Origin of the sequence: Streptococcus sp. k-163 (assembly GCF_013277555.1) — a bacterium.
Classification (GTDB): domain Bacteria; phylum Bacillota; class Bacilli; order Lactobacillales; family Streptococcaceae; genus Streptococcus.
Genome location: NZ_VMND01000025.1, coordinates 1 through 21,718, shown reverse-complemented (window position 1 = coordinate 21,718; position 21,718 = coordinate 1). Strand labels below are relative to the sequence as shown.

Annotated in this window: 23 protein-coding genes and 11 tRNA genes; 1 reads left to right on the top strand and 33 read right to left on the bottom strand. The window is 41.0% G+C overall.

Annotated elements, in window-relative coordinates; all coding sequences use genetic code 11:
• Positions 1 to 7: 7 nt before the first annotated feature.
• The 14 genes from HT731_RS09015 to tgt all read right to left on the bottom strand — a co-directional run bounded on the left by HT731_RS09015 (position 8) and on the right by tgt (position 11,526).
• On the bottom strand, positions 8 to 961 hold the full coding sequence (locus HT731_RS09015; RefSeq protein ID WP_004257442.1) for a class I SAM-dependent methyltransferase: 954 nt from the start codon (positions 959 to 961) through the stop codon (positions 8 to 10).
• Positions 962 to 1,021: 60 nt separating this feature from the next.
• Positions 1,022 to 1,609 carry a class I SAM-dependent methyltransferase gene (locus HT731_RS09010; RefSeq protein WP_061759614.1) on the bottom strand — a complete coding sequence of 196 codons (588 nt, stop codon included), beginning with the start codon at positions 1,607 to 1,609 and terminating at the stop codon, positions 1,022 to 1,024.
• A gap of 32 nt (positions 1,610 to 1,641) precedes the next feature.
• A complete protein-coding gene (comGG, locus tag HT731_RS09005) occupies positions 1,642 to 2,055 on the bottom strand; it encodes a competence type IV pilus minor pilin ComGG (protein WP_173278625.1) in 414 nt (137 codons plus the stop codon).
• The gene (gene comGF / locus HT731_RS09000; RefSeq protein ID WP_016398440.1) at positions 2,033 to 2,494 is read right to left on the bottom strand and encodes a competence type IV pilus minor pilin ComGF; all 462 of its coding nucleotides are present in this window, start codon (positions 2,492 to 2,494) and stop codon (positions 2,033 to 2,035) included. The genes comGG and comGF overlap by 23 nt, the downstream gene beginning before the upstream one ends.
• Positions 2,457 to 2,759: a competence type IV pilus minor pilin ComGE gene (comGE, locus tag HT731_RS08995; RefSeq protein WP_188113899.1), complete on the bottom strand. Its 303-nt coding sequence runs from the start codon at positions 2,757 to 2,759 to the stop codon at positions 2,457 to 2,459. The genes comGF and comGE overlap by 38 nt, the downstream gene beginning before the upstream one ends.
• A complete protein-coding gene (comGD, locus tag HT731_RS08990) occupies positions 2,722 to 3,156 on the bottom strand; it encodes a competence type IV pilus minor pilin ComGD (protein WP_173278623.1) in 435 nt (144 codons plus the stop codon). The genes comGE and comGD overlap by 38 nt, the downstream gene beginning before the upstream one ends.
• Positions 3,119 to 3,442: a comG operon protein ComGC gene (gene comGC, locus HT731_RS08985; RefSeq protein ID WP_173278621.1), complete on the bottom strand. Its 324-nt coding sequence runs from the start codon at positions 3,440 to 3,442 to the stop codon at positions 3,119 to 3,121. Before comGC ends, comGD begins: the two co-directional genes overlap by 38 nt.
• 1 nt (position 3,443) lies before the next feature.
• A complete protein-coding gene (gene comGB / locus HT731_RS08980; RefSeq protein WP_173278629.1) occupies positions 3,444 to 4,460 on the bottom strand; it encodes a competence type IV pilus assembly protein ComGB in 1,017 nt (338 codons plus the stop codon).
• On the bottom strand, positions 4,408 to 5,349 hold the full coding sequence (gene comGA / locus HT731_RS08975; protein ID WP_173278619.1) for a competence type IV pilus ATPase ComGA: 942 nt from the start codon (positions 5,347 to 5,349) through the stop codon (positions 4,408 to 4,410). Before comGA ends, comGB begins: the two co-directional genes overlap by 53 nt.
• 76 nt (positions 5,350 to 5,425) lie before the next feature.
• Positions 5,426 to 5,791, bottom strand: coding sequence for a DUF1033 family protein (locus HT731_RS08970; RefSeq protein WP_045606653.1), 366 nt, complete (start codon positions 5,789 to 5,791; stop codon positions 5,426 to 5,428).
• Positions 5,792 to 5,941: 150 nt separating this feature from the next.
• Positions 5,942 to 7,000 (bottom strand): zinc-dependent alcohol dehydrogenase family protein, encoded by a 1,059-nt coding sequence (locus HT731_RS08965; protein ID WP_173278617.1) that lies wholly within the window; start codon positions 6,998 to 7,000, stop codon positions 5,942 to 5,944.
• A 162-nt stretch (positions 7,001 to 7,162) separates the two neighbouring features.
• Positions 7,163 to 8,314, bottom strand: coding sequence for an N-acetylglucosamine-6-phosphate deacetylase (gene nagA / locus HT731_RS08960; RefSeq protein ID WP_001134549.1), 1,152 nt, complete (start codon positions 8,312 to 8,314; stop codon positions 7,163 to 7,165).
• A gap of 151 nt (positions 8,315 to 8,465) precedes the next feature.
• Positions 8,466 to 10,283: an acyltransferase family protein gene (locus tag HT731_RS08955; protein ID WP_173278615.1), complete on the bottom strand. Its 1,818-nt coding sequence runs from the start codon at positions 10,281 to 10,283 to the stop codon at positions 8,466 to 8,468.
• A 100-nt stretch (positions 10,284 to 10,383) separates the two neighbouring features.
• The gene (gene tgt / locus HT731_RS08950; RefSeq protein ID WP_001285237.1) at positions 10,384 to 11,526 is read right to left on the bottom strand and encodes a tRNA guanosine(34) transglycosylase Tgt; all 1,143 of its coding nucleotides are present in this window, start codon (positions 11,524 to 11,526) and stop codon (positions 10,384 to 10,386) included.
• Between the two features lie 116 nt (positions 11,527 to 11,642).
• Here tgt and HT731_RS08945 point away from each other — a divergent pair, with 116 nt between their 5' ends.
• Positions 11,643 to 12,500 carry a DUF975 family protein gene (locus HT731_RS08945; protein WP_173278613.1) on the top strand — a complete coding sequence of 286 codons (858 nt, stop codon included), beginning with the start codon at positions 11,643 to 11,645 and terminating at the stop codon, positions 12,498 to 12,500.
• A 25-nt stretch (positions 12,501 to 12,525) separates the two neighbouring features.
• Here HT731_RS08945 and pcp read toward each other — a convergent pair whose 3' ends face one another.
• The 19 genes from pcp to HT731_RS08850 form a co-directional block, all read right to left on the bottom strand.
• On the bottom strand, positions 12,526 to 13,170 hold the full coding sequence (pcp, locus tag HT731_RS08940; protein ID WP_173278611.1) for a pyroglutamyl-peptidase I: 645 nt from the start codon (positions 13,168 to 13,170) through the stop codon (positions 12,526 to 12,528).
• A 117-nt stretch (positions 13,171 to 13,287) separates the two neighbouring features.
• Positions 13,288 to 13,650, bottom strand: coding sequence for a DUF1304 domain-containing protein (locus HT731_RS08935; RefSeq protein WP_173278609.1), 363 nt, complete (start codon positions 13,648 to 13,650; stop codon positions 13,288 to 13,290).
• A gap of 10 nt (positions 13,651 to 13,660) precedes the next feature.
• A complete protein-coding gene (locus tag HT731_RS08930) occupies positions 13,661 to 14,086 on the bottom strand; it encodes a MarR family winged helix-turn-helix transcriptional regulator (RefSeq protein ID WP_173278607.1) in 426 nt (141 codons plus the stop codon).
• Positions 14,087 to 14,406: 320 nt separating this feature from the next.
• Entirely contained in the window at positions 14,407 to 15,609 is a 1,203-nt protein-coding gene (locus HT731_RS08925; RefSeq protein ID WP_173278605.1) for a LysM domain-containing protein, read from the bottom strand.
• A 162-nt stretch (positions 15,610 to 15,771) separates the two neighbouring features.
• Positions 15,772 to 16,395: an HAD family hydrolase gene (locus tag HT731_RS08920; protein WP_173278603.1), complete on the bottom strand. Its 624-nt coding sequence runs from the start codon at positions 16,393 to 16,395 to the stop codon at positions 15,772 to 15,774.
• A gap of 3 nt (positions 16,396 to 16,398) precedes the next feature.
• Complete coding sequence (locus tag HT731_RS08915; protein WP_173278601.1) at positions 16,399 to 17,679, bottom strand: MATE family efflux transporter; 1,281 nt, start codon at positions 17,677 to 17,679, stop codon at positions 16,399 to 16,401.
• A gap of 60 nt (positions 17,680 to 17,739) precedes the next feature.
• Positions 17,740 to 19,224: a threonine synthase gene (gene thrC / locus HT731_RS08910; RefSeq protein ID WP_173278599.1), complete on the bottom strand. Its 1,485-nt coding sequence runs from the start codon at positions 19,222 to 19,224 to the stop codon at positions 17,740 to 17,742.
• A gap of 75 nt (positions 19,225 to 19,299) precedes the next feature.
• The gene (locus tag HT731_RS08905; RefSeq protein WP_173278597.1) at positions 19,300 to 20,577 is read right to left on the bottom strand and encodes a gamma-glutamylcysteine synthetase; all 1,278 of its coding nucleotides are present in this window, start codon (positions 20,575 to 20,577) and stop codon (positions 19,300 to 19,302) included.
• A gap of 107 nt (positions 20,578 to 20,684) precedes the next feature.
• Positions 20,685 to 20,768, bottom strand: a tRNA-Leu gene (locus HT731_RS08900).
• Positions 20,769 to 20,777: 9 nt separating this feature from the next.
• A tRNA-Gln gene (locus HT731_RS08895) sits at positions 20,778 to 20,849 on the bottom strand.
• 13 nt (positions 20,850 to 20,862) lie between these two features.
• Positions 20,863 to 20,935 (bottom strand) — tRNA-His (locus HT731_RS08890).
• 14 nt (positions 20,936 to 20,949) lie between these two features.
• Positions 20,950 to 21,020 (bottom strand) — tRNA-Trp (locus HT731_RS08885).
• 4 nt (positions 21,021 to 21,024) lie between these two features.
• Positions 21,025 to 21,105: transfer RNA gene (locus tag HT731_RS08880), tRNA-Tyr, on the bottom strand.
• Between the two features lie 12 nt (positions 21,106 to 21,117).
• Positions 21,118 to 21,190, bottom strand: a tRNA-Phe gene (locus HT731_RS08875).
• Positions 21,191 to 21,193: 3 nt separating this feature from the next.
• Positions 21,194 to 21,267: transfer RNA gene (locus HT731_RS08870), tRNA-Met, on the bottom strand.
• Positions 21,268 to 21,277: 10 nt separating this feature from the next.
• A tRNA-Ser gene (locus HT731_RS08865) sits at positions 21,278 to 21,367 on the bottom strand.
• A 64-nt stretch (positions 21,368 to 21,431) separates the two neighbouring features.
• Positions 21,432 to 21,505, bottom strand: a tRNA-Ile gene (locus HT731_RS08860).
• 34 nt (positions 21,506 to 21,539) lie between these two features.
• Positions 21,540 to 21,610 (bottom strand) — tRNA-Gly (locus HT731_RS08855).
• A gap of 5 nt (positions 21,611 to 21,615) precedes the next feature.
• A tRNA-Val gene (locus HT731_RS08850) sits at positions 21,616 to 21,688 on the bottom strand.
• Between the last annotated feature and the right edge of the window lie 30 nt (positions 21,689 to 21,718).

Below are 21,718 nucleotides of genomic sequence, written 5' to 3'. Positions count from 1 at the left end.
ATCTATTTTATATTTCAGTACCTTGAGTCCATTTTTGAAAATTTTCTTTAAATTTCATTAAAACACCTGCATCTTGCAAGCTAGCAAGTGGATAAACAAAAGGATCTACTGCTGTTTCACTTTTCTTCTGTAAGATAAAAATCGTCTTTGATTGTTTAGCATTAGCAAAGAGATTTTCAGGCAGACTGATCATCGCAACCAGACTCGCTTCCTCTTTCAACCACCCTTTCAACAAATCACTTTGAGGGCTGGTCAACAAATCACTCGGAGCGAGAAAAATAGCGTATCCATCTGACTTGAGATACTTAAGTCCTTGTTCCATGAGCAAGTGATGGGCGTAAGTATGTTCTTGGCTAGAAGCAACTTGATGACGCAACGCAACGGCATCATCAGGATAATAGCCGACAGGCAAGTCGCTGATGACCACGTCGCTTTCTTTGAGCATCTGTGGACGAACGGCATCCCCTTGGACAAAGCCAGCCTGTAAACCAATTACATCTGCCATGCTAGCTGCCAAATCAATCAGCAAATCATCCACTTCCATTCCCAAGTAATCCACCTTTTTATCAAGCGAGGTCAAGAAAGTAGCGCCCAAAATTCCCATGCCAGAACCCATTTCGAGAATAGTGATTTCCTCCTCTTTAAACAACTCTTCCACAATAAACACCAAAAGTAAGGCAATAGCATCCGGTGTAAACTGGTGATTAGCCTGTAGGGGTTCTGTTTGCCCAGCCTTCATCAAGAGAAACTGGTAGGTCTTGAGCCATTCTTCTTTGCGTAGCGCTAAACGTTTAAGGGCCTGATTGTTCTCTTTGACCTGCTCTAGCTCAGTTTCTCCATCCAGATAGATGCTGTTTTGCTCCACCAGGGCGTCATAAAAGTTGGTCGCCAAATCACTTTGAATGACTTGGACATTCTCTAGTAAATAGGTATAAGCTTGTTCAATTTTTTCAAAATCCATATTCCTATCTTATCAAATTTCCCTTCTTTTTTCCATCCTTATAGAAAAAGCACTCCCTGACTAGGCGAGTGATTTTTGGGCTACTGTTAAAAAGAGTTCTGAGTAATTTCCTTGAAACAGGTCTTCAGCGCTATAGAGAATCTGACTATGCACAGATGAAAAACCAAACTGGGCTAGCTTGTTTTCCAGTTCAACCAATTCAAATCCATGATGGCTAGCTTCTGTCTTGGTAAAATCAGCAAGTAAAAGTTCTCCATTTTCTCTCAGATGTTGATGAAACAGTGAGAGAGCCGCATCCAAATCAGGCATATGATGAAGAACCCGACAAACAACAATGAGATCAAACTCTTTCTCCAAGGGTTTTTCCAGTAAATCTTGCTCCAAAAACTGGATATTCTTGATGTCTTGCTGCTCCGCTTTCAAACGAGCTTGCTCCAGCATTTTCTCCGAAATATCTACAAGAGTGACGAACTTGGCTTGTTTTGCCAGAGGCAAGGTTAACAGACCCGTTCCTCCACCGAAATCCAAAATTTCTTTGTCTGATAGAAGATCAATCTGTTTCTCGACTGCTTGACACACCAAGTTTGCAAGGAAGATGTTTTTAGGGGAATCGAAAGTTTCTGCTTTGTGGTTAAAATCATGTTTCATATCTTTAGTTTAGCACAAAGTAGCTTGATTGGCTAGGAATTCTCTTTCTTTTCAGATTTCTCTTCTGATTTTTTCTTCTCTGCTTGATTACTTGAATCAGTCGCTACCTCTTCCTTTTTCTCTGTTTTCTCTTCTTTGATTTTGACTGAAGGAAACAGGAACTCATATTGGCTCTTAGGCGTACGAACCGTCGTCACTAAGCTTGTTTTCTTATTTCGATAACTCACCTGACCTAGATTAAAGATCTGCTCCCCACTTTCTTGCTCGGCTTTATCCTTGGTTCGTTTAGCCATGGCAAAAGCAACCAATTTTTCTTTATTCAAAGCATAGTCTTGATAGTGGGCAACTTGTCGGTTCAAGTAAAATTGTAACAAAAGACTAAAGATGGCTGCCATGGTGACTGCATAGAGGAGAACACCTGCCTTAACTTTTTTCTTTTTCCACACGATAGATAAACTCTCTTTCTAAGCCTTTTTGAAACTGGAAACGAAAACGCACCAGTTGATTGTCCTCTGTAATCTGAGCGGATTTGAGGCCATAAACCATAGGTTGATAACCCCGTCCACTGGCATCGGTTTTCCGAAAATCGTCTGACTTTGACTTACCGATGGCGATGTCCTTGCCATCTTGCTTCATGTATAAGCGATTGCCCTCCACTTTTTCGAATTGCGAACGATTTAATTCCGCCTCCAACTGATCCACAAACAAGATCCACTCTTTTTGCTCGCTTTGCTGCTGGTAACGAACTTCTGAAATGAGGAGCTGACTCATGGCCTGAAATAGGAGTAAACTTCCACTGATGACAATGAGGGCAATCAGGGATTCCAACAAGGTGAAAGCCTTGACCTTATGGCTCTTTGATAGCCAACAACTGTTCTGAACCATGGTAGACCTCCAATCCCTTTTCACTAGAAAATACCTGAATCTCAACTCCGTTGATGCTTACATGATTTTGACCTGTCTGCAGAGCCATCTTAGCTACCCTTAAGACTTCTTCCTTTTGCAAGATTTTTGCTTCTTCTTGCCTATTTTTCTGAATTTGTCCCAAAAGGAGGGTCGCAATGCTGGCAAAGATAGCTAAAGCAACCACTGCTTCCAGTAAAATCACTGCCCTAATTTTTTGTTTCCTTAATGCGTTTAATTTTTCCATTTCCTAGATATAATTGATAGCGAATCGCTCCTTTACTTGTCTGAAATTCAACCTTAGCCAGGGACGAATTGCCCCCAGCACGGTCAAATGTGATACTTTGTCCTGATGGCGCCTGAATTCCTTTAGGAACTGTCAACTTTTGACTGCCATTGCTAATCGTCTGCCCATCTAAGTTTAGACTAGTCTTTTGCTGACTAGCTACACTGCGTTTTTGGGTTTCCCGATAGAGTTCTTCAAACTCCATAAAGAAAATCTGCTCCTCTACCGCCGCAAAAGTGGACTGGACAGAGCCAGATAAGCCCAAGGCAAGGATACTCACCAGTCCCAAAACCAATAGACTTTCAAACATGGTAAATGCCTTAATCTGCAACGGTTTGACTGGTATTTTGTTTAGCATGGTATTCTTTATAAGCTTTAGCTTGCTCTTCTGTGATTCGCCCATCTGCTTGTAACTTACTTAAGCTAGCATCTTCATTTTTATCTAAGCTATAAAGCTCTGCCTGGCTTTCCACCACCTTAACAACAGCAGCTTTTCCTTTATCGTTGACTGCTTCTTTTTGCTTGGTCAGATTAGGTACAAAGAGTAAGAGAAGCACACTGATGATGAGCAAGACCACCAACATCTCCACAAGTGTGAAAGCTTTAACCTTAGCTTTTTTCAAGAATGTTATCATTTTTTTCATGTTAAAAATTTACCTCCATATTTTGATACATGGGCATCAGCATTGCCGCATAAAGTAAAACGATAATCAGTGCCACAAAGATAAAGACCAGTGGCTGCACCAGATTCATGGTGCGGTTGACTCGGGTAAAAAAGGTTTCCCAAGTTTTTTCAGCATAGATTTCCAACTCACTACCCAGCTTGGACTTGACTTCCCCATACTCGATGATGAGGCTCAACTCCTTCTTAAAGAAAGGATAGGTTGCTATGGTTTGAGAAAATTCGCGGCCACTTTGTAGGGATTGAGCTAGGTCTTGACCGATTTCTTTAAAGAGCTGAGAACCTTGTTCCTGCATCATCTGAAAAATCTGCGTCAGCTCCATTCCCTGCGAAATCATATTCCCCCATTCACGCGCATAATAGGCTGTCAAATAAGTCTGCACAAAAATTCCAAAAAAGGGAAGGCGTGCTAGGATAGAAAAGACGCGCATCTTAGAACTTCTTTTATAAAAAGTGAGTGCTAAAAGGGCAAGTATGGAAACAAACCCTACCATGCCTAGAAAGATTTGTGGCAGATTGCCAATGATTTGGGTGGCAATATTGCTACTATCCAGTTGTGGTAGTAGATAGTTCCGTAGTCCCAGCATGATTAAGAGAAGAAAACCCAGCAAAATCAAAGGATAGGTCGCTACTTCAATTAATTTTTTCTTGACTTTGGCTAGATTGTCTAGATACTCTTCTATCTTTCCCAAACTCAGGTGGAGATTTCCATGGACTTCAGCTAGGGATAACTGAGTGACAATGGCACTTGAAAAACCCAAACTTTCCATCATTTCTGAGAATGATTTTCCCTGAGACAAGCCTGTACGCATCTGGGTCACACACTGCTTGTCCAACAAAGCACTCCTATCTAAAAAGGAGATGGTCTCCACCAGATGAAAACCGCTGGAAAAGAGATTATTAAACAGGGTGATGATATTTTTTTGCTTAGCTGTAGCTAATTTTTTCCGTTTCAGCCTGAAGACTTGTGATATGTCCATCTTTAAGAAGCTGGTCAATCTGTTCATTCCAGCTAGTTGGCTGGTGTTCTTGATAGTCTTTGTTTGCAAAGTCAACGATTCCTCCTCCCCCGATTAATCTCTGGTAGCAGACTCCCTGCAGAACGACTGCCAATTCCTCCTCACTCACACCCAACTCCAGTAAACGTTCATAAACACCTCGAATACTCTTGGCGTGAATGGTTGAAAAGACTGTCGCCCCTGTCAAACTGGCTCTGACCACTGCACGCGCCGTCTCGCTGTCCCGAATTTCTCCGATAATCAAGAGATCTGGTCGATGACGCAAGGAAAGTTTGATTAGATTTTCATAGGTCAGTCCGATTGCTTCGTTCAATTGCAACTGGAGCATGTCGTCCTGCTTGATTTCGACAGGATCTTCGATGGACATGACTTGCTGTCCTTTAAAGAGAGACTTGGACAATTCATGCATCAGGGTTGTCTTGCCACTTCCGACTGGACCAGCAAAGAGATAGAGACCACGTTGCCTGTACTGCTTACCCAGTTCTTCAATATCCTGAAACCAAAAATGCAAATCCTGCTCCTCATCGTGCAACAAACGGATCACCAAACTCTCATGTCCTCGATAATCGCCTACGGTAGATAAACGTAGTGACGCCATCTTATCGTCATATGCATAATCACAGGAACCAAGTTGACTACGTCGCTTTTCTCCAACATTCATACCAGCTACAAACTTAAAGTGACTGATGACGGCCGCAAACTTTTCAAAATCATAACAACCGATTTTACAGCGCTCGTCTCCTATTCTCATATGAAGCTCATAAGCGTCTAACTTAGGAACAAAATAAATATCTTGCGCTCCTTTTTTCCGAGCTGAATGAATGATTTCTTGTGCAATTTCTTGAACCATACTTACCTCCTCACCTATACTATTCGCAAAGATTTGGGAAAATAAAAAAAGCAACTCCAAAAAAGTTACTTTTTTTCTATTTTAATTTCATACGGCAAGAACGGTGCCTTTCCTTACCTGTTTGTTTTTCATAGCCTGGGCGTAGTTTTTCATCTGGAATAACCTGCTCATCCTGTAAAAGAGCCAAAGAATGGTATTGTTGTAAATATTCATCACATTCATCACACCAGCGTTGGTCTTCTGGATCCCAAAAAATGGTCATCAAGTCACTTCTGCTTTTATAAAGAGGGGATTCTTGTTCTAATTTAAACCAGCAAGTTTTGTAGTATTTGAGAGCATCATAATACTGGTCAAATTTCTTACTAGCTACAATATCTTCTTCCCAACCTTCTAAGAACCACCAGGGTTCAAAATCTCCATACATTTCTATAACACGATACATATTCATTCAATTCCTTTGTATCGTATATTATAACTAATTCCATTAAACAAGAAAAGAAATATGCTCATTTCTTAAATTTTTGATAAAAAATCCAGCCATCTTATGATGACTGAATTTCTATTTGCTTATGTTCCAAAATGTTTTTACTACTTAAGCTTCTGAAATATCGTTTTCGATGATTACCTTAATTGCATGGTGGTCTGCCGCTTTACTGAAAACTTCATAGGCTTTTTCAATTTCACTTAGTTTGAAATAATGAGTTACCAATTTTTCTGGCTCAATCTTATGACTTTCAAGTGCTTTCAACAATTGTGGAGTTGTATTTGTAGATACCAAACCAGTTGTTACATTGATGTTGCGAATCCAAAGTTTATCTAAATCGAATTCGACTGGTTTACCATGTACACCACAGTTGGCAACCGTTCCGTCTACACCGATAATCTTTTGACAGAAATCAAATGTTGCAGGAATACCAACAGCTTCGATAGCAACATCTACACCACGACCATCTGTCAAATCATAAATTTCTTTAATCGCTTTTTCAGGGTCTGAAGAATTAATCTTGTGAGTCGCACCAAATGATACAGCAGTTTCCAAGCGGTTATCGTCTAGGTCTACCATAATCAATTTAGCTGGTGAATAGAATTGAGCTGTCAATAGAGCAGCCAATCCAACAGGTCCTGAACCAATAATGGCTACACTACAACCAGGTTCTACTTTCCCTTTTAAGACACCAATTTCATATCCAGTAGGCAGAATGTCTGATAGCATAACCAAGGCTTCATCTGACAAGTCTTCTGGAGTGTGGTAAAGAGTATTATCTGCATGAGGGACACGTAGATATTCAGCCTGCATACCATCAATCAAGTGACCAAAAATCCAGCCCCCTTCGTCTTCACAGTGAGCATAAATTCCTTTTTTACAGTAGTAGCATTTACCACAGGCACAGACACAAGAAATCAAGACCTTGTCGCCTTTTTTGAAGTTAGAAACTCCTTCTCCAACTTCTTCCACAATCCCAATCCCTTCGTGACCAAGAATGGTACCGCTTTGGCAAGCAGGAACATCCCCTTTGATAATATGGAGGTCTGTTCCACAAATAGTGATTTTTACGATACGCACAATAGCGTCTGTTGGCTTACGAATCACTGGTTTGTCAACGTCAACAAAAGAAGCAAGTCCTGGTTTAACATAAGTATAGGCTTTCATAAAGCACTCCTCCGTTTTTTTATTTGTATTATTTATAATACAATTGTAAACCTTTTCATTTGTTTGCTCAAGCTTTTTTGTGATTTTTTTAACTTTTTTATTTACTGGTAAAGTAATATAGATAAAAAAGCAGAAACTAATCTCTAACTTCTGCTTTCTCTCTTATGCTTGATAACGTTTCACACCATCTAGATAGGTTGCTACCAATTCCAAATCTTTATCTAGCACGATAAAGTCAGCGTCGTAGCCTTCACGGATTTGACCACAAACATCATCAATGTGAACAGATTTTGCTGGGTTAAGGCTAGCCATCATGACCGCTTCGTGTGGATTTGCAATACCCCACTCGACTACATTTCTCATACCATCTTTAAGTTTGAGGATAGAACCTGCCAAGTTACCTGTCGATTTGAGGCGTGCAGTTCCATTTGCTACTACAACAGGGAATTCTCCCAACATATAGTCACCGTCTTCAAGCCCACCAGCTGTCATACAGTCCGTAATAAGAGCGATGTTTTCTGTCCCCTTTTGCTTAAGTAAAATCTCACAAGCTTTTGGATCTACGTGATAACCATCACAAATCAATTCTGCGTAAGTATGTGGGAGCTCATACATAGCTCCTACCATACCTAGTTCGCGGTGTGTTAAACCACGCATCCCATTATAGGCATGTACCCATACACTAGCTCCAGCATCAACTGCCTTCTTAGCTTGTTCAAATGTCGCATCTGAGTGTCCAAGTGCAACTGTCACACCTTCACCTGTAATAGTACGTACAAAATCTTCCACCCCATCACGTTCTGGTGCAATAGCGATTTTATTTAGCATCCCTTTTGCAGCATCCTGCCAAGAATGAAACTCCTCAACACCCGGGTCTCTCATATAAGTTGGATTTTGTGCCCCCTTAAAAGTTTCTGTGAAATATGGACCTTCATAATAAATCCCACGAATCTTAGCACCCGTTGCTTCTTTATAATGGTTTCCAAGATTTTCAGTGACTGCAAGCAATTGCTCATAAGTGGCTGTTAAAGTTGTGGGCAAGAAACTGGTAACACCGGTACTAAGAAGTCCTTCACTCATAGTATGCAATGTACCTTCAATGTTGTTGTCCATCACATCTACACCTGCATATCCATGAATATGAGTATCCACAAGACCTGGTGCAATGCTATAACCAGTATAGTCAAGAACCTCTGCTCCTTCAGGAATTTGATCCACATGTTTCCCAAATTTGCCATCAACAAGTTCTAAGTACCCACCGCGACGAATGCCAAATGGATAGAAAAACTGATCCGCTTTAACGTAATTAGGCATAATAATGACCTCCTTAAAAGATTACTTTTGATATTTATTATGTCAATTACATTATAAACCTTTCTGATTCATTTGTAAATGGTATAGACCTATTTTCTAGAGATATTTTAAAAGAGCTGGATTTCTCCAACTCTTCTCTTTTTAATACAAGTTATTTTGATTTGACTGGTTTGTCTTGAGCTGTTTGCAAGGCTGTAGCAATGGTATCTGCATACAATTTTGCTCCTGCTTCAATTTTGCTATTGTCACTTCCAAAATGGACTTGGTCTGTTCCAGTCCAAATTTCTGGATGCTCTTTCGCAACTTGATTCCAATCAGCAACTGTGATATAAGGTGTCTTCTCTGCCAATTCTCTCATGTAGGTAGCAGCCTTCTCAACGATTGCATAGGTCTCTTTTGTTTTATCTCCTTCATAAGGTGTCACCAAAATCATATGGTGTCCCTTAGGAAGATTTTTCACGATACTATCCCAATCTTCCTTGTAATTTTCAGGATTATTTACCCCTGTTGCAATGACCACCATCTTAGGTAAAAATTTATTCTGGCTATTATTTAGCATGATTTCATTGGCGGTCTTGGTTGTTCTGCTGACCTGCGCGTTAATCTGTGCTCCAGGAAGAGCTGTCTGCAGAGCTGTATTGGCCCTTAGAGCCACCGAGTCACCAATTAACATAGTGCCATCAGCAATTCCCAAACTATTTGCATCTGCCCGCTCTGCCATTACCTTGGTCTGGCCAATATTTGTCGCAGCTTGCTTCAAGCCATTGACAGTTAAATCTGTCTCAAAAGCTCCAACTTGTGGAGCCAACAAGGTCACCGTGCAGACAATGATGGTCAAGATTCCTGTACTTGTTGCAAGAATTGTGTGAATATAAGGCAGGGGACGAAGGGTTTGTAAAATAGGTGTGTTCTTGCCTGCAATCCAAGGTTCCAATACATAAAATGAAAGACTGGCAAATCCATAAGAAAAAATCAAAGTTAATAACACAGCAAGAAGATTTGATGTCAACTGTGAAAAAATGATATAGAAAGGCCAATGGAAGAGATAAACTGCATAGCTAGTATCCGCTAAGAAGCTGATAATCTTCGGTTCCTGTATATGATGTGTCTTTTCATGTAAGACACGCGCCGCCAGAATCATAGCCATGGCTGCTAAACTGGCCATTAAGAATCCAAATAGATAAGCAAAGAGATAGGTAAATTTGACAAAGAAGGTCAAAATGAGTAAGAAGCCAAAACCTCCTCCCAAAACTAAAAGGGTCTTGCGTAAATCCCAGATTTTATCCAACTGTTTGACGAGGGAAGTCGTCTGACGAACGCCTACAATCGTTGCTAACACACTTCCCAAAAAGAATGGATAGACATGAGTTAAACTGGAGAAGTAAACAGAGGAATAAGAGGTTACTAGAAAACTACCAATAAACATGGAGAAGAAGCTGATCAAGAAGGCAGCAGCAGATAAGAGAAAGACCATTCCTCTCAACTGACCATTTGATCTGGACTGTTTAGATAAGAACCAAACTGCCAATCCCCAGAGGATATAGTAGTGAACCTCAACAGCCAAGCTCCAATTATGAACAAACAAATGTGGAATGAACTGAGATTCATAGCTCCCACCTGTTAGGAGTTCATAGAAGTTGGTCATAAAGCCTAAGACTCCCGCAATCTGACCACCAATTCCAGCAACATAATCTTGTCGAACTAAGAAAGTAAAGGGCATGGTTACCAAGACCATCAAAACCACAGGTGGAACAATCCGATAAAAGCGTCTCCTAAAAAATCCAATCAAGTCAATCTCGTGATTCTTAGAAAATTCTTCGATGAGTAGAGCCGTAATCAGGAAGCCTGAAAACGTGAAAAAGACATCTACCCCGAAAAAACCTCCAGGAAAGATGGTCTGAAAGAAATGATACAAGAGTACCAATAGTAAACCTGTAATCCTAATCAAGGAAAACCATTTAATGCGCATACGAGTTTATTCTTCCTTTCATTGTACACTTTATTCTATCAAAAAAAGAAGAAAAATCCTAAGAGAAAACTTAGGATTTTTAGCTTATATCAATTCCATTTTAGAAATTACGTCCTGATTTATTATAGCCATATTTTTCCACAAAATACTCACGGAATTCTAAAAGATTGTCATCCATAATGGCTTGTCGCACTTGCTTCATCAGGTTAAGCAAGAAGTAAAGGTTATGGTAGCTAGTCAAGCGGATACCAAAGGTTTCATCAGCCTTGAGCAGGTGACGAAGGTAAGCGCGTGTATAGTTCTTACATGTGTAGCAATCACATTCAGGATCCAGTGGCGTAAAGTCCTCAGCAAACTGGGCGTTTTTGACAACCAAACGTCCCTGACTGGTCATACAAGTCCCGTTACGAGCGATACGAGTCGGCAAGACACAGTCAAACATATCCACCCCACGAATCACCCCATCAATCAAGCTATCTGGCGCTCCCACACCCATCAAATAGCGAGGTTTATTTTCAGGCAGCAGTTGGGTTGTAAAGTCCAAGACCGCATTCATCTCTTCGTGGGTTTCTCCCACTGCCAAACCACCGATAGAGTAGCCTGGGAAATCCATGCTGACAAGGTCATGAGCCGATTGGCGGCGAAGATCTTCAAATCCTGCCCCCTGCACAATCCCAAATAACCCTTGATCATGCGGACGACGGTGAGCCTTCAAACCACGCTCAGCCCAACGACTGGTACGCTCGATTGATTTCTTAACGTAGTCGTAAGGTTGATAAAACTGAGGACATTCGTCAAAAGACATCATGATATCTGAACCTAGATTGTTCTGAATAGAGATGGCCTTTTCTGGTGATAGGAACATCTTAGAACCATTAAGATGATTTTTAAAGGTTACTCCTTCTTCTGTGATATTACGGCTATCTGCTAAGGAATAAACCTGAAAACCACCACTATCTGTCAAAATAGGTTGGTCCCAATTCATGAACTTGTGGAGACCACCAGCGCGTGCAATTAGTTCATCCCCAGGGCGAAGCCAGAGATGATAGGTGTTTGATAGGATAATTCCCGAACCCATCTCCTTCAATTCTTCAGGTGACTGAGTTTTGACAGTAGCTTGAGTCCCAACTGGCATAAACATAGGTGTCGGAAATGTACCGTGGGGAGTGATGATTTCTCCCAGACGAGCTCCTGTGTGTTTTTCTTTCTTAATCAAACGGTATTTGATTGGTGAATCTGACATTTTCTACCTCCGAAGCTGGGAAAAACAGTCCCAGTTCATACTTTGTGCCCAAGGGCATACTGTATGATTTTATCAAAAAAAGCTGGAACTGTCACGAACTATGGTATAATGAGAGAATGAAATACCCAAAAATTGATTTAAAAACCATTCGTCTGCAGGCTAGACAATTTCAAGCTGAAAATCCCCGCCTCTTTCTTGTCTATCTCTTACCTAGCATACTGGTCATCTTGTCTGGCTTCCTCAATCCCTTAGAGCGTATCAACGAAGCTATTTTAGAAGAACCCTTTTTAAGCGTGTTTGGCCATGTATCCCAAGCCTACCTTTTCCCACTATTAGTCTCCTTTATCGGGACGATTCTCCTAACCAGTTCAGTCTATACAACCCTGAAACTCATCAAAAATCCTGATACAGAACTATCTGTCAAAAATAGTCTCACTCTCTTTAACGAAGCACACTTTTCACAAACCTTTTTGACTCTCCTTCTCAAACGCTTCTATCTTTTCTTATGGAGCATTCCTAGTTTACTCGGGATTTACTTCCTCTTTTACAGTAGCTTTCTAGCAAAGAAATTCGTTGCAATCCATCCTGAATTTCCTAATCTGGATCTCACGTCAATTGAAACCGAGCGCTTCCTCATGACCTTTGGTCTTTACTTTCTAGCAAGTATTTTCTTGATGATTATAGGAAACAGTCTCTATATTCCACAGTACTATGCCTATTCGCAGGTAGAATTTCTCCTCTGTGACACCCTAGACTTGAGCCAAGCTAAACCAGGGCAAATACTTAAAACCAGCCGTTTTCTGATGAAAGGCTACAAATTTCAGCGCTTTGTTCTAGACTTACAACTCCTTCCTTGGTATTTCCTCAATTGGATTACTTTTGGGATTGCTAGTTTTTCACTTCTTCCCTATATTCAAATCAATAAAATAATTTTCTACCGAGCAGTACTAGCTCGAAAACGTCCAAAAGCTTGAAGGTTTTCCCTCAAGCTTTTTTCTATCAATGAGTTTCTCCGCCTACCAACTTGAGGTCCTGATCTCCATGTTCTATAATGGCGCCGATTGCTGCTTCTATCCCTCGCCTAATATCCACTAAACTCATAGCTGGAGTAGTCGGTCGATTCACCACCTGTTCCATCATATAAGGAATATGCATAAAACCTGCCTTAACATGTGGAAATTTCTTTTCTGCCAAATAGAGGGCCTGATACATCAAATGATTGCAGACAAAAGTCCCTGCCGTATTGGAAATAGAGGCCGGCAAGCCCACCATTTTTATAGCTTGGACCATCGCTTTAATCGGCAAACTGCTAAAGTAGGCCGAAGCACCATCTTGGCGAATGGGAAGGTCAATCGGTTGATTACCTTCATTATCTGGGATGCGTGCATCGTCTTGATTAATAGCTACTCGTTCAGGCGTCAAGCTAGATCTTCCACCTGCTTGCCCAATACAAAGGACAAAGTCAGGTCGATAACGATTCATCTCTTCTTCCAATACTTGGGCCGATTTGTGAAAGACTGTTGGCACTTCTAACCAACGGACCTCCGCACCATGGATTTCAGTTGGTAAACCTTTAATGGCCTCCAAAGCTGGATTGACCTTTTCCCCTCCAAAGGGCTCAAAACCAGTCACTAATACTTTCATTTCTAACTCCTTACAACCAATTCCATGAAACTCTTTTTCCGACAATAAAACAAGTATAACATATTTCCCTTATTCTAGAGTGAAAAGGACTAGCAAGACTAGTACCGCCTTTCAAATTTATTTAAAGAGTAAAATACTAATCAAGGCTAAAATAGCTGGTCCACCTTGCTTCAAAATAATTTTCTTATCTGCTGTGAAAGAGCCGTAAGCCGCCGCCCCAATCACAAATAAAACAAAAATAGTCACAATTTCTAAATTCTGTGAGAAATAAATACCATACAAGAGAAAAACTCCTAGCAGACCATTATAAATCCCTTGATTTTTGAACAGTGAACTTACTGACGGACGAGCCAATTCTTCCTTGTCCATGTTAAAGACACGACTAGTCGCTTCTGATTGCGTTGCAACACTTTCCAAATAAAAAATGTAAAAATGCTCCAAAGCAACGATCGTTGCTAAAATGATTGTAATAATTGACATCTATTTCTCCTTAAATTTCTATATTTTCAATACCCAAAACCAATTTATTTAATAAACGGTTGAGTTCTGTTATTTCAGACTCTGTTAAGATACTTTTCATCGCTTGCTTAACCTTGATATGCTGCAAAGGTGGATTCACCACTAACTGCTCCTTGGCATACTTCGTAGCCTCTACCAACACTTCCCGCTGATTTTCAGGATTACGATGACGCTCCACCAAACCTTCCTTTTCCAGAATTTTGAAATGTCGAGTCAAAGCAGCCTGATCAATCTTCAAACGCTCCTGAACCGCTATTTGATTACAGGGAGAATTCTCCAGTAAAAACAGTAAAATCTGATACCGTGTCAAACTAATCCCAAGCCTTTTTTCAAACAATTGAGTACTCGCTTGCTCAGACAAGCGGAGTTGATACAGTAAATCTTGAATCTCTATCATGTCTTCTTCCTTTCGATTGACTCATCAATAGTTGATTAGTCAATCATAATGCAAAGTAAAATAAATTGCAAGAATCATGCTTCAATCATTGCAAAATGGTAACTTCCCATTTTCCATTCATATTGATACTCAATGAAAGTTAAAGAGCAAACTAGGAAGCTATCCGTAGGTTGCTCAAAGCACAGCTTTGAGGTTGCAGATAAAACTGACGTGGTTTGAAGAGATTTTCGAAGAGTATGACAAAGAAAAAAACGAACGAGAATCGCTCTCTATCACGAAAGCTAGATCTCATTCGTCAAAATGATATTACAAAGTCTGATTTATCCATTCATTGAAACGTGAACGTGGTCATAGTGATTTTCTGTCACGCTACCACGGTCTGGCATTGGGTTCCAAGTATTAGCTGGTCCATATTTACTATCGAATGGAGCATAGAAACGTTGTTTCCAAATAATGTAACTAATTCCACGGCTGGCCATGTTTTGAATAGCGTATTCCGCAATCTTATCCCCTAGTTCTGAGCCTTCTGGTACCATAAAATCGATAGCCAAACCTTTTCCGTGATCTCCACTATCTCCTGGACGGTAACCACTAAAGGATGTAATGCCAAACAAGTTAGCAATTTCTTCTTTAAAGGCAGCTGTTTGTGGTTGAAGGCCAGCATTTTCAGATTTCGCTACTGCCAGTCCAGCATAATCGGGCGCAGCTGGAGCCGCGTAAGTTGTTGAAACTGTTTTCACCTCTTCTGGTTGATAAGTAGAAACTGCTGGTGTAGCTTCACTTGATGCTACTTCTTTTACTTCTTCTAAACTTGTTGCAGTTGTTTCTATTGCTTTTTCTTCTACTGGAGTTGTAGTTGTTTCCACTGTTAACTCAGCCTGAGGGCTTGCTTGTGTTTCCTCTTTCTCAGCTGGAGTCGTTGCCTGAGGAGCTGCTTCTGCAACTGCATTGCTTGTTTCGGCTGTTTGCTTCTCTGAAACAGAATTTCCTGTAGATGGCGCGACTTCTTCTGAAGCAGTCACTGTCTCTGTAACTTCTGAACTTGATGCTACTTCTTTTGTACTTGTAGTTTCTACCGCTTTTGGAGCTTCTGCAATCGGTTGAGAAAGGTCTGCAACCTGAACAGTTTGATCATCAACCGTCACTTGATTGGTTGTCAAATCTGCTGTCGCAGTTGTCACTTCTTCACTAGAGTCTGCTTGAGGAGTTTGGATTTCAACTTCCGTTACCTCTTCTGCTTCATTGACAGTCGTTTTCAAAACAGTTTCTGGGAAAATCAAGTCCATATTCGTGATTTTATTCAAATTCGCAAGAACTGTGACATCTACACCCAAGGCTTCTGCAATGGTGCTCAAGGTATCACCATATTGAACGGTATAGCTAGTTTTGTTGTCCGTTTTAGTCAAATCATTTTGAATTTGCTCAACACTACGTGCAGTCCAAAGAAGTTCTTCTGCTTGAGTTGCCAATACTGGGGCAAATGACAAGGCTACTGTTGAGGCTAATAATATTCTTTTCTTCATTCTTTCAAATTCCTTTCAAATGAGTACCTGTCTATCATAACACAAAAAATGCAGAAAAAAAGACCTCTCGGGCCTATTTAACAGAACTGTCTATTCCTTGTAACAAACTCGGTTACTTGAAATAGTTTGTTAGGTCTCTGTCACAAAACTGACACAATCTTTTTATCGCTCAGCCTTAAAAAAACGGAAAATATCTGCTAACGCTTGAATCCTATGATTTCCTTCATAAGTCGACTCTAAAAAGTTGATACTTTGAATCCCACTATTCTGGGCAAATTCCACATCCAGAGTCCGATCCCCTATATAATAAGTATTGTCAGGATCCAACTGATACTTGTCTAACAGATAGTTAGCCGCTTCTGGACTTGGCTTACGCGCAAAGAAACTCTGACTGGTTAAAATCTCTTTAAAATAGGATTCCAAACCCAAGTCTCTTAGAATAGTAAAAGCATTATCTCCCTTATGAGTGTAAACAAACTGTTGAATCCCTACTTGGTCTGCCCAAGACAACACTTCACGCGCACCTGGCATCAAGACTACTTGAGCATTCTTCTCAGCAAGACTCTGGGCACGCACTTGATTTAGTACTTCCGCATCCAAAGTTCGCTCTTCTGCCACCTGCTCCAGTAAATCTTGCACAGAAAACTTGAGGATAAACTCTCTCACCTGCTCCTTATCATAAGGAATAGAAAACTGAGCAAAAGTTTCCTCAATCCCTGACAAAATCGCTTCGTAAGAGTCCAATAAAGTCCCATCTAAATCCCAAATAAAAGCTGTTTTTTGCATTTCCTATCCTTTCAATCTAATATAACGCTGGTAACGGTAGCGTAGAAATAACCAGCGAAAACCATTATCCAAAAGGGTTCCGGCCCAAATACCAGGCAAGCCCCAACCAAAAACAAGCCCCATCAGATATCCTGTTCCAATGCGGATACACCACATTCCTATACTTGTCGCATAAAAGGGAAGCCGAGCATTGCCCAAACCCTGCCATACTGCTGTATAGATAACTGTTCCTATCGTCATAGGAGTACCAAGTAGTGAAAAAAGTGTCACTAGCACACTAGCCTCCACCGCTAGAGAATCAGTCGTATAGAGATGAGTCAGTGGTATGCCCAAGGCATAGACACTAAGCGTCAAGGGCAACATGAGAAGCAGAGAAAGCCAAAAGGTTTGCTTGCTCAAACTAGCTACTCTTTCCCAATTATCCTCTCCAACTGCTCGAGCTACCAGCATGACCGTTGCCGTAGCAACGCCAAAGGCAGGCATGTAGTTAAACTGGGTCAAGACTTCTCCGATTGCATTTCCAGCCACTGCCTCCGTTCCAAAAGAAACGACCAAGGCAATGATCACGACATCTCCAGCCCGCATCATGAGCCGCTCTCCAGCTGCTGGCAAAGCTAATGTCAATAGTTCCTTATCTAAACCAAAAGTCGGTTTCTCAAAAGGTAGATTTAATTGCGACCACAAAATCACAAGACCAACCAAACGAGATAGAATTGTCCCCCAAGCAACACCAGCTATCCCCATATCCAGAACAAAAATAGCTAGACTTGAAAAAAGAATATTCAAGGCATTGGATAAAAAACTAACATAGAGAGGCAGACGTGGATTATGCGTTGCACGAATCAAGGCTCCCAGACTAGTCATTAAACCTAAGAGAACAATCGATCCGCCTACCAAAGATAGGTAGAGTCCACCACTCTCAGCTACATCTCTCTCCGTCCCCAAAAGTCCTATCATCTCTTGCCCAGCGAAGATGGACAAAGATCCCAGAAGGAAACTTAATAGTAAAGTAATTTTCAACGTCTCAGTCACATGGTAGGCTAGCTTAGACTGATTCTTCTCCCCTAAACTCTTTGAAATAACACTGGAAATAGCAGCTCCCAGAGCGATGAAAATCGCCTGATAAATCGTGATAATATTGCCAGCTACTGATACACCCGAAATAGCTATCAAGCCCAAGTGAGCAACCAGATAACTATCCACCATCCCCATGAGCATCTGCAAAAAGTTTTCGCCCATAGCTGGCAAGGCAATATTAAGAATGTCTTTATTTTTCTTAAACAATCCGTCCTCCTGATGAAAAGAAACTCAGTTGGCTTCCCAACCGAGTTTACTCCTTCTGTCTTAAAGTCCTAGATAATCCTCAACTGCTGCTTGCATATCAGCAGCTGCCACTGTTGTCTTGTGACGAACAGGAGCTGTTTCAAGCCCGTCAACTGCTGGCGGCACTGCCACTCCTGAGATTTCATGTAATTGAGCCAAGGCTTCAAAGTCAGTTAAGCCTGCTTTTCCTGTTACCGCTTCTACTGCAACCACTGGGAACTTGTATGGACTAGCTGTTGAAGCAATCACTGTCTTAGTTACATCTCCAGTAGAAGCTTGGTATTTCTTATAAACTGCTGAGGCAACCGCCGTATGTGGATCCTCGATATAAGAATCTGACTCATAAACACGCTTGATTTCTGCCGCTGTTTCTTCCTCAGTCGCATATTCAGCTGCAAAGAGGTTAAGAACCTCTGCATCAAAGTCTGTCAACTCATATTGACCTTGGCTATTCAAGGCATTCATGAGTTCAGCTGTTTTAACCGCATCATTACCCAAAAGATGGAAAATCAAACGCTCCAAGTTTGAAGATACCAAAATATCCATAGATGGACTAGTTGTCACCTTAAACTCACGTTTCTTATCGTAAACACGTGTCTTGAAGAAGTCTGTCAAAACATTGTTGTCATTTGAAGCACAGATCAATTTACCAACTGGAAGACCGATTTGTTTGGCATAAAAGGCAGCCAAGATATTTCCAAAGTTTCCTGTTGGTACGGTAAAGTTGACCTTATCACCAGCCACAATCTCACCAGTTTTAACAAGCTGAGCGTAGGCATAAACATAGTAGACAATTTGTGGCACCAAACGGCCAATATTCATAGAGTTAGCTGATGAAAATTGCAACTTGTTGACCGCTAATCTTTCACGAAGAGCCACATCGTTAAACATATGCTTCACATTTGTTTGCGCATCGTCAAAGTTACCATCAATAGCGATAACATGAGTATTGTCGCCAGTCTGAGTGGTCATTTGCAACTCTTGAACCTTGCTGACACCATCCTTTGGATAAAAGACGATAATCTCAGTACCAGGTACATCCGCAAATCCTGCCATAGCAGCTTTCCCAGTATCACCAGATGTCGCTGTCAAAATGACGATTTTGTTCTCCAAGCCATGTTTCTTAGCAGCTGTTGTCATAAAGTATGGCAAAATAGACAAGGCCATATCCTTAAAAGCAATTGTTGAACCATGAAAAAGTTCCAAGTTATATTGCCCGTCTAATTTCACTAATGGTGCTATAGCTGGAGTATCAAACTTGCTATCATAGGCATTGTTGATACAGTAGTCCAACTCCTCAGCTGTAAAGTCATCTAAAAATGCTGACAAAACTAACTTAGCAACTTCCTGATAAGAAGCATCTTTTAATTTGTCAAAGTCCAAATCTACCTTTGGATAAGTAACCGGTGTAAATAAACCACCATCCGTCGCCAAACCTTGCAAAATAGCTTGGCTAGCAGTTACTGTATTTTTCGCATCACGCGTTGATTGATAAACTAATGTCATTACTCTCTATCCTTTATCTATAGTCTCTACCATTATATCATGATTTTTCAGAAAATTCTCCCTTTATAAGAGAAATTATAGATTCAATTCTTCTTTCAAAGGCTGTAAGTAGGTCATTTCTTGCTTATTTCTCATCTCCAGTCCTTCCTCAGCTAGCAGGAGTAAGTCTTTGGAAAACTCTATAATCGCAGTTTCTTCCTGTTCTGTAAGCTTTTTCTTAGAAAATTGTCGTCTTAAAAACTTATAATTTCGCCCAGATTCTTTAAAGAAAGGTTCTGTTCCTAAGTAAGCTTCTAACTTATCTAAATTAACCAATAATCCCAAGTGAAAAGCTGCTGAAGCGAAGGTTCTATCAAGAGGTTGAGTACACACACTACGAAACTCAACCGTTCCGCGAGTCGTTAAGTCTTGGTACTGATAACTACGATGAGTTTCAAAATCCTTCTCTTGAGGGTAAATAAGAATCTTATCCCCATTCAGAGCATATGCTTGGATTTCAGATGTAGGCAAATAGTCCCTGGCCTGAATCGGATAAAAATAATATGTTTGTCCATTACGTTCCGCAGTAAAAATTGCAGAATGATCTAGATAATCAAAAAAATCATCCTCATCTTTAAAGAGCCTAGCATTGACTCCGACATTTTCTGGATAGATACCATGCATCGATTCTTCCCAGAAAATATCCCTTGAAATTTTCGTATCCCAATCCGCCCCTGTAAACTCAGAATTGGCAAATAAATAAGCCTTAGCCCCTTCAATTTGAGTAAAAGCATTAATCACCCGTAAGTAGTTAGATTTTGAAACATCAAGCTGAACCTGACTCCCACAGATAAAAGCACCATATTCAGGGAAATGATGCAACTCTGATTTAGTCACATTTCTACTCAAATTCAAATAGTCCATCAACATGCGATACCGTGGGTAAGCCACTGGACAATTCTCATTTTTATCCCAGTTGGGATGAATACCACAGCCAACAATAGCATGATTTGATTCAGCTAACTTCTTCTGGATTGCTTCCATATAAATACTAAAACGTTCTTCAACCTCTTGAATCGTTTCAGCCTTGCCAAATGCAAACTCAATCGTAGTATAGGAAACTTCAAATAAAATAGCATCCTGACTTACTGGATCCACTAACTGAATAGGACATCCAAAATCATCTACCTTTTCTACAGTGAAATCCAAAGCAGAAACTAAATATCGGAATAAGTGTTTGATAATTTCAATATCTGTAGTATCACCTTCTAAATTTGCAACAGGATACTCCAACTCAATTCCGACAAACAATTCAGGATTTTCTTTAATATTTTTCAAATACCGATGTTTTAATAAATCGATAGAACGAGACATACTATCCTACACTTTCTTAATCTAAATAAAATTTGAATAACTATTATTATACCATAAAATAATACAAAAAAGGAACGAAGATTAACTACGTTCCTATTTCTATACTATACCGGCGGCCGGGGTCGAACCGGCACGTCCTTGCGGACACTGGATTTTGAGTCCAGCGCGTCTGCCAATTCCGCCACGCCGGCAAATAGTAACTGGGGTAGCTGGATTCGAACCAACGCATGAGGGAGTCAAAGTCCCTTGCCTTACCGCTTGGCTATACCCCAATAATATAAAATAGGCGAGTGATGGGGATCGAACCCACGCATGCCAGAGCCACAATCTGGTGTGTTAACCACTTCACCACACCCGCCATAATTCTATTAACACGGGCAGTAGGAATTGAACCCACACTGAAGGTTTTGGAGACCTTAGTTCTACCTTTAAACTATGCCCGTAAAATGGAAGGGGAGGGATTCGAACCCCCGAACCCGAAGGAGCGGATTTACAGTCCGCCGCGTTTAGCCTCTTCGCTACCCTTCCAAAATATATAAATGGCGCGAGACGGAATCGAACCGCCGACACATGGAGCTTCAATCCATTGCTCTACCAACTGAGCTACCGAGCCTTATTGCGGGAGCAGGATTTGAACCTACGACCTTCGGGTTATGAGCCCGACGAGCTACCGAGCTGCTCCATCCCGCGTTAATAAAAAAGGAGGATGTGGGATTCGAACCCACGCACGCTTTTACACGCCTGACGGTTTTCAAGACCGTTCCCTTCAGCCGGACTTGGGTAATCCTCCAAAATAGTTTATACGGGAACAATCCCGTGTCCTCTTAATGAAAAGATAAATGGACTAAACACTATGGGCACGAGTGGACTCGAACCACCGACCTCACGCTTATCAGGCGTGCGCTCTAACCACCTGAGCTACGCGCCCAAGTTAAAAACTTGGTACAAAGAACAAAGTTCAAAGCGGGTGACGAGAATCGAACTCGCGACAACAGCTTGGAAGGCTGTAGTTTTACCACTAAACTACACCCGCTAAAATGGGAGTTAACGGGATCGAACCGCTGACCCTCTGCTTGTAAGGCAGATGCTCTCCCAGCTGAGCTAAACTCCCTAGAGCTAAGCGACTTCCATATCTCACAGG